This window comes from Pannus brasiliensis CCIBt3594 (assembly GCF_036688125.1).
Taxonomy (GTDB): Bacteria; Cyanobacteriota; Cyanobacteriia; order Cyanobacteriales; family Microcystaceae; genus Pannus; species Pannus brasiliensis.
The window spans coordinates 154,553-162,080 of record NZ_JBAFSM010000004.1 but is presented as its reverse complement, the minus strand read 5'-3'; the positions used below and the strand labels follow the sequence as shown (position 1 = coordinate 162,080).

Sequence of the window (7,528 nt, the reverse complement as noted above, 5' to 3'; positions counted from 1 at the left end):
AATTGGTTCGCACACTGTTGCTACTGTACCTCATCTATCTGAGAAAGGCTGTAAAAGGATTCGGACAGATTAAGTTGTTTAGGAAAGACTTCAAAAAAGGAGACTCTAGACACTACCTTATGTATCTACCAGAACTGAAAGCGCTCGCGGGAATCACGAGAAGAGAATTCGAGTCAGTCCACGACTATCATTGGGGGATCGAAAGTTTTCATCGAGCTATCAAGCAGGTGTGTGGTGTCGGGCGATTTATGGTGAGAGAAAGTCAGGCAATAAGAAATCATATATTCTGCTCGCTAACGGCGTTTATTCGCTTAGAAAAAATGCGCGCTGAAGCCATGATTTCTAATTGGTATGAAGTGCAAAGAAATCTATTTACCTCGGTGATCCGTGAATATATAGTTAATAATTTAACGAGTGCCTGTCCGAATTACCTACCATAAAAACTCTTGATTGTCAATGCGTAAGTCCTAAACTCTATCCACCCGCTCTACCGTCCCCGACCCCCGAAGAATTGACCGGGATCGGGGATAGTTCTTTTTTTTAACAATCTCTCACCGTGTCCGTCCTCCCGCGTCCGGGAGTTTCGCTCCCTTATTTCTTCCCCCATCTTCCCCATCCCGAAGGCCGATGATAACGATTCTCACTCTCGTGTATAATGTGAGAATCATTATCATACTCGTCTAGAGATGACCAAGGCTTTACGGATAACGGCGATCGGTTGGGTGTTGTTAATGGCGACCCTGACGGGATGCGGTTCTCGCGCGTCGTCTCCCGAAACCGAGGTAAATCAACCGCTACCGGTAACGGTGAGTATCGTCCCGCAAAAGTATTTCGTTCAGCGCGTCGGGGGGGATAAGGTCGCGGTCAACGCGCTGATCCGTCCTGGAGTCGATCCGCATACCTACGAACCGAAACCCGAAGATCTCAAAACCCTCGCGGACTCGAAAGCCTATTTTAAAATCGGTGTCTCTCTAGAAAACTCCTGGAAAGATCGGCTATCCAGCGTGAACGATCGACTCCTGGCGATCGATACTAGTCAGGGAATTGAAAAACTGCCCCTAACCGCGGAACACGACCACGGTCACGACCACGAGAAAGAACATCGCGGGGAAAAAGAAAACCTCGATCCCCATATCTGGTTATCCCCGAAAAGAGTCAAGCTACAGGCCGAGAGTATTTATCGCGCTCTCGCCAAACTCGATCCCGCTAACCAAGCCTTTTATCAAACGAATCTCGGGAAGTTTATCGGCGATCTCGACTCGTTAGACCGGGAAATCCGCCAGACGTTATCGGGGGTGAAAAATAGAAAATTCTTGGTTTTCCATCCGGAGTGGGGCTATTTCGCCGAAGATTACGGATTGGAAATGCTCTCGATCGAGGTGGATGGCAACGAACCCGGCCCGGCCCAATTAAAAGATATCATCACCGAGGCCAAAAAGAACCATATAAAAGTTATTTTCGCGCAGCCGGAATTCAGTCGTAAAAGTGCCGACACGATCGCCAACGAGATCGGCGGACGGGTCGTCACGATTAGTGCCTTCGATGAAAATTGGAGCGAAAATCTACGCCGGGTCGCTAAAACAATAGCGGAAGTTTTAAACCAATAAGGTACACCGTAGGGTGGTTTACGCTTCGCTAATCCACCCAAAAACAAGGAGCAGGAGGAAAAAGCCGAATAATTCGAGAAAAGATTAAAAATAAACTTTTTCCCTTTCCCCCTTCCCCTTTTCCCCAAAAACTCCCCCATCTCCCTTTAATCTTCTGATAGGTAATTGAAATATGGAAGAAATTATCGCGATCCGCGATCTCTGGGCGGGCTACGATCGAGAGACGATTTTAGAAGATATTAACCTCGCCGTTCGCGAACTCGATTTCGTCGGCATTATCGGGCCGAACGGGGGAGGGAAAACCACGCTATTAAAAGTTTTACTCGGTCTTCTGGAACCGTCGCGGGGGGATGTACGAATTTTCGGAAAATCTCCCCGAAAAAGTCGAGAATTCGTGGGATACGTGCCGCAATTGCTGGAACACGATCGAGCCTTCCCCATCCGGGTACGCGACGTGGTGAGAATGGGGCGCCTGGGTAAGCGGAAGTTATTCCGTTCTTTCAGTAAACGAGATGACGAGAAGGTAACGGAAGCCCTCGATAGCGTGGGAATGTTAGGCTACCAAAACCGCTCGATCGGCGAACTTTCCGGGGGACAACGCCAGCGAGTCTATATCGCGCGCGCGTTAGCCGTGGAACCGAAAATCCTCATCCTCGACGAACCGACCGCGAGCGTAGATCCGCAGATCCGCAACAGTATCTTCTCTCTCCTGCAAGAGTTGAACCAATTCATCACCATTCTGATGATCTCCCACGATGTCGGGGCGATGTCCACCTACGTGAAATCGATCGGCTGTCTCAACCGTCGTCTCTACTATCACGGGGAAAAACTACTCACTCCCGCCATGCTAGAGCGAGTGTACCACCACTCGATCGATCCCGTCACCCACGGGATTCCCTCGGAACCTTGGACGGGAAACTAGGCGAAGGTTCCCCCGTTCCATCCCCAGAGATGACGTTCCGCGTCGGCGAACTCGATATACACGCGATTTTTCGGTACCCCGAGACGCGATTGAATTTCTTGACAAAAATCATTACTCATGATCTGGGTTTGTTCGGGGGTCATGCGACCGATATTCTTCACCTCGATATAACAGACGGGATCGAAGGTTCCCCCGAACGTCATCCTCGCGTCCGATTCCAAGGCCGTCATCACGTAGGATTCCGGTTTTCCCAGATGTTTGGCTAATTTAGACGAGAGCGTTTTGAGCAGTTCATCCACGGTCTCGTCGGCGGGAGAAGGGACGGAAGTTTGAATCTTGATCAGAGGCATGGTCTTGTAATCGGTGGATGCTTTCCCAATTATACAGAGCTTGCTATTTGACCGTCTCGATTCGGTTACAAGGGTTATCTCTCTTCGGGAATATTCCCGCGATTTCGGTCGTCGGAATTCTCACCGTAACCCAGCCTATAGCGATCGAGAAACGATAAAAAACCACACCGATCGAATCGATCGATGTGATTCTAAATAACAGTCAGTTATCGGGATAGAGAGAGCGAGAGGGATAAAAGCGATCGATGACCGGCTTTTCCCGGCTCTCTTCTTCCCGGCGCTTTCCGTCTTATTTAAATCCGACCGATGCCTGCCACACGAAAGCGAGCAGGAGGAAGAATAAGGGAATTAGCGGAAGAACATCCACTAACGGATCGAAAATTTGGTACGCTTCGGGTAATTTCGCTAACAAGAGTCCTGCTACCATCTCTCTATCTACCTTTCCAAAAGATTTTTCAAACGATTTCTGAAATCTTATCACGATCGGGTTACATCCACCGCGTCCTCTAGCCAGAGGGCGTAATCATCGGCAAAAGACCCATCGAGAATCGATCGGCGAATATCGGTGGTGAAGCGCACCAATTCGGCGATATTATGCAGGGAAAGCGCGATATATCCCAGCATTTCCCCGGATTTCACCAGATGATTCAAGTAAGCTCGGGTGAAATGGGCGCAGGTATAACAGGAACAGGTCTCGTCGAGGGGGGTGAAATCCTCCTTAAAACGGGCGTTTTTCAAGTTCCAGCGTTCCCCCCGCACTAACGCCGCCCCGTGTCGCCCGAAACGCGTCGGGATGACGCAATCGAACAAATCGATTCCAGCCGCGATCGCTTTGGCCATTTCCCGGTAGGTTCCCACCCCCATCAAATAGCGGGGTTTGTGTTCCGGCAGTAACGGGGCTGTTACCTCGACCACGCGATGGATCAGTGCGGTTTCTTCGCCGACACTCACCCCCCCGATGGCGTATCCCGGCAGATCGAGCGCGACCAGAGAGCGGGCGGCGTTCGATCGCAGATCCTCGTAAATTCCCCCCTGCACGATGCCGAACAGGGCCTGCTCGTCCGGCCGTTGATGGGCCGTGATACAGCGTTCTAACCAGCGATAGGTTCGTTCCGTGGAGGCTTTCACCGCCTCGTAACCCATTCCGGGAGGGGGACACTCATCGAAGGCCATGATCACGTCCGCGCCGAGGGCGTTTTGAATCTCGATCGATCTCTCCGGCGTGATCTCGATTAACCGTCCGTCTCTCGGCGATCGGAATTTGACCCCCGTTTCGGTAATCTGCCGCAGTTCACTCAGGCTAAATACTTGAAATCCACCCGAATCGGTTAAAATCGGCTGATTCCACGCCATAAAACCGTGTAATCCCCCCGCCTTCTCGACGATACTCTCCCCCGGCTGTAGATGCAGGTGATAGGTATTAGCGAGGATCATCTGCGCCCCCGTCGTTTCCACCTGCGCGGGGGTCAATCCCTTCACCGTCCCCACCGTTCCCACCGGCATAAAACGCGGCGTTTCTACCCGACCGTGGGGAGTGTGCCAAATACCGGCACGGGCCCCCGTCCGGGGACATTTCGCCACCAATTCCCAAAAAAATCCCACCGATATTTATCCGTATATATACTTAAAATAGCGAATCGAGTTCGGTCATCCGTCGATCGCCCGGAAAACCCTGTATTTTTAGCGGAAAGCTAATAGCTGTTTAAAACGGACAGTCCCCGTCACCGTCCTCTTCATCCTCGAATTGCACGTCCCACTTGGCGGAGAGTACCCGAGTGACCATCGCTTCTAGCGTATCGGCATCGAGACGGCGTTTGATATCGGGATCTTGTAGGGGATTGCTCAGGGGAATGAGGCGTAATTGCCGATTGTCTTGGACGAGATCGAAATAGGTCTCGCCGTCGGGCGATCGGGTTAAGCGGAGATAGTCGAAACTACAGACGTTGAGATAGAGACTATAGTTAGCGACGAGGGTACTTTGTTGACTGTCGGAGAAGACTTCCACGATCCATCCCTCCCCTTCACTTTGTAAGACTCCCTCTAGGGTGTGTAGGTAGCGGACTCTGCCAAGATCGTCGAGAAGGCGGCGCATATCGTCTTTGCCAACGATCACGCCCGAATCGATGATACAGGGCGCGGGCAAAGAATGGGAAGGAGAATGATAGTTCATAGAAGATCGCCGTTGCAAATTTCTGTTAACTACCCCGCGCGATCGGGGGGCTTCCACTGAATTTCCTCGGATGGTATTTTCCGGTCACGCCTCGATCTTAACGTACTCCGATGGAGTTTTTCACTATTTTTTAAGATTACGGATAGCGATCGATTGTTAACTTCAATTCTCGATCGGATACGGAATGTATCGTCGGGAAAACGCGGGTAGGGCGATCGCTGTCACACCCTACCGCGGGGAAAATTTTCCCGTTCACTCGGGGGGATGGGAGGAGGAAGGGCTACGGGCGATCACCCGATCGAGCAGTCCGTAGTCTCGCGCTTCCTCGGCGGACATGAAGAAATCGCGTTCGGTGTCCTCGGCGATCGTCTCGATCGGTTTGCCGGTTTGTCGGGCGAGATGTTCGTTGAGCGTTTGTTTGTGATGGAGGATCTCCCGGGCCTGGATCTCGATATCGGTGGCCTGTCCCTGCGCGCCACCGAGGGGTTGGTGGATCATGATCCGCGAGTTGGGAAGGCTCATCCGTTTGCCCTGTTGTCCCGAGCTTAACAGAAAGGCTCCCATACTGGCCGCGAGTCCGATACAGATGGTGCTGACATCGGGACGGATCTGATTCATGGTGTCGAAGATCCCCATTCCCGCGGTGACGGAACCGCCGGGGGAGTTGATGTAGAGATAGATATCTTTTTCGGGGTCTTCCGCTTCCAGAAACAGCAATTGCGCGACGATCAGATTAGCGAGGTCGTCGGTCACTTCCTGACCTAAAAAGACAATTCTCTCCCGTAAAAGTCGGGAGTAGATATCGAAGGCGCGTTCGCCCCGACCGGTCGTTTCAATAACGGTAGGAATCATCTATTTTTTACTGCTTCCGAGAAAGGGTTCTTCGATTGTAGCTCACGGGGAGCGGGGAGGTGAGGGAGGTGAGGGAGATGAGGGAGAAAATCCATACTATATAATTTCTTTTCTATCTTCCCCGTTTTCCCCGTCTCCTTCGTTTCCCCCATCTTTCCCCGGTTCCGATCGCCCGAAGACGATCGACTCGACGCGGGCGAGGGCGGTTTCCAGGTCGTCGTTGACGATCTGGTAATCGAATTCGGAACTGGCGGCGAGTTCTTCGATCGCCCGATCGAGACGGCGGGCGATGGCCTCTTCCGTATCCTGTCCCCGGCCGCGAAGACGACGTTCGAGTTCGGTTCGATCGGGGGGGAGGAGAAAGATACGGGTTGCCGAGGGGAAGGTCTGCCGGATCTGGCGCGCCCCTTGGAGTTCGATCTCCAGAAGTACCGTCTGTCCCTCGGCTAGTTTCGTCTCGATCGGGTCGCGGGGAGTCCCGTAATAGTTCCCCGCGAATTCGGCCCATTCGAGAAATTGGCCGGCCGCGATCTTTTCCTCGAAGTCACTTCGGGGGAGAAAGTAATAATCTTTTCCGTTCACCTCTCCCGGTCGGGGCGAGCGCGTGGTCGCGGATACGGACAGGTAGAGGTCGGGATGACGGGCGAGTAGCCGCTGGACCAGCGTACCTTTGCCCACGCCGCTAGGGCCGGTTATAACCGTTAATCGACCGGGTTGCATGATGACGGGAGATTAATTACTACTGTTGACGGGGGATTCTTTATTCACCACGAAGCGGTGGGCGACCGTTTCGGGCTGAATGGCAGATAGGACAACGTGACTGGAATCGGTGATGATCACGGCGCGGGTGCGTCGCCCGTAGGTGGCATCGATCAGGTTGCCCCGATCGCGCGCGTCGCTGATAATCCGTTTGATGGGGGCCGATTCGGGGCTAACGATGGCGATAACCCGATTGGCAGAGACGATATTACCGAAACCGATATTGATGAGTTGGATATCCATAGGTTAACAAAGGCGTGGCCGTTTGTACTGAGAGTGCGGAGATTACGATCTCAATGTTATCGAGAAAGATTTAGCCTTACAACGCTAAAAGTAACATTCTTAATCACATTTTAGTATTTTTTCAGGTTTTTTGCGTTTTTAATTAAATTTATTTACACGAGTCTCTATCGAAAGGTAGAGAGACGGGAAGGCCGGGAGCGATTCCCCGTGCCTCGCGTCCGGTTGTCTGTCACGAATGTCCCCCGTGATGGGATGATAGTTAATGGTCATCGCTAAGGATTCTCTATCTTTGTCGGGGTTATCGGACTATGGGTTTTGCCGATCTATCGATCGCCGATATCGCGGCGGAATACGACCTCACCGATTCGGACGTGTTCGCTCTATGCCATCGTTTAGGGATCGTCTACAAAGATCGGCAGACGAATCTGGCCCTAGAAGATGCTAAAGCTATTATCTCATTGATTTTGTCCGAACGATCGGAAGTACCCGCTAAAGATCGGGGAATTTCCTCTTGACTTTATCCCCCTAGCTATCTTCTCGTGTCCGCGGCCCGATCGAACCGATTTTCGATCGAGAACCACAGATGACCTTGTTACCCCCCTATTGAAAAAATTGCTCAGAGGAG

At 52.0% G+C, this 7,528-nt stretch carries 10 protein-coding genes and 1 pseudogene; 4 read left to right on the top strand and 7 right to left on the bottom strand.

What is annotated here, in order from left to right; genetic code table 11:
• The 3 genes and pseudogenes from V0288_RS03795 to V0288_RS03785 all read left to right on the top strand — a co-directional run.
• Positions 1 to 440: pseudogene (locus V0288_RS03795) on the top strand (hypothetical protein); the annotation flags it as partial.
• Between the two features lie 246 nt (positions 441 to 686).
• On the top strand, positions 687 to 1,607 hold the full coding sequence (locus tag V0288_RS03790) for a metal ABC transporter solute-binding protein, Zn/Mn family (protein WP_332863692.1): 921 nt from the start codon (positions 687 to 689) through the stop codon (positions 1,605 to 1,607).
• Between the two features lie 172 nt (positions 1,608 to 1,779).
• Complete coding sequence (locus V0288_RS03785; RefSeq protein WP_332863691.1) at positions 1,780 to 2,529, top strand: metal ABC transporter ATP-binding protein; 750 nt, start codon at positions 1,780 to 1,782, stop codon at positions 2,527 to 2,529.
• Here V0288_RS03785 and V0288_RS03780 read toward each other — a convergent pair.
• The 7 genes from V0288_RS03780 to remA all read right to left on the bottom strand — a co-directional run bounded on the left by V0288_RS03780 (position 2,526) and on the right by remA (position 6,903).
• Positions 2,526 to 2,879: a phenylpyruvate tautomerase MIF-related protein gene (locus V0288_RS03780; protein ID WP_332863690.1), complete on the bottom strand. Its 354-nt coding sequence runs from the start codon at positions 2,877 to 2,879 to the stop codon at positions 2,526 to 2,528. The genes V0288_RS03785 and V0288_RS03780 overlap by 4 nt on opposite strands.
• Before the next feature lie 289 nt (positions 2,880 to 3,168).
• The gene (locus V0288_RS03775) at positions 3,169 to 3,306 is read right to left on the bottom strand and encodes a photosystem II reaction center protein K (protein WP_332863689.1); all 138 of its coding nucleotides are present in this window, start codon (positions 3,304 to 3,306) and stop codon (positions 3,169 to 3,171) included.
• A gap of 50 nt (positions 3,307 to 3,356) precedes the next feature.
• A complete protein-coding gene (gene tgt, locus V0288_RS03770) occupies positions 3,357 to 4,481 on the bottom strand; it encodes a tRNA guanosine(34) transglycosylase Tgt (protein ID WP_422661884.1) in 1,125 nt (374 codons plus the stop codon).
• Between the two features lie 100 nt (positions 4,482 to 4,581).
• On the bottom strand, positions 4,582 to 5,049 hold the full coding sequence (locus V0288_RS03765; RefSeq protein WP_332863688.1) for a hypothetical protein: 468 nt from the start codon (positions 5,047 to 5,049) through the stop codon (positions 4,582 to 4,584).
• A 252-nt stretch (positions 5,050 to 5,301) separates the two neighbouring features.
• Entirely contained in the window at positions 5,302 to 5,901 is a 600-nt protein-coding gene (gene clpP / locus V0288_RS03760) for an ATP-dependent Clp endopeptidase proteolytic subunit ClpP (RefSeq protein WP_332863687.1), read from the bottom strand.
• A gap of 96 nt (positions 5,902 to 5,997) precedes the next feature.
• The gene (gene gmk / locus V0288_RS03755) at positions 5,998 to 6,621 is read right to left on the bottom strand and encodes a guanylate kinase (RefSeq protein ID WP_422661883.1); all 624 of its coding nucleotides are present in this window, start codon (positions 6,619 to 6,621) and stop codon (positions 5,998 to 6,000) included.
• Between the two features lie 12 nt (positions 6,622 to 6,633).
• Positions 6,634 to 6,903, bottom strand: coding sequence for an extracellular matrix/biofilm regulator RemA (remA, locus tag V0288_RS03750; protein WP_332863686.1), 270 nt, complete (start codon positions 6,901 to 6,903; stop codon positions 6,634 to 6,636).
• 308 nt (positions 6,904 to 7,211) lie between these two features.
• Here remA and V0288_RS03745 point away from each other — a divergent pair, with 308 nt between their 5' ends.
• A complete protein-coding gene (locus V0288_RS03745; RefSeq protein WP_332863685.1) occupies positions 7,212 to 7,418 on the top strand; it encodes a translation initiation factor IF-2 in 207 nt (68 codons plus the stop codon).
• The last annotated feature ends 110 nt before the right edge of the window (positions 7,419 to 7,528 follow it).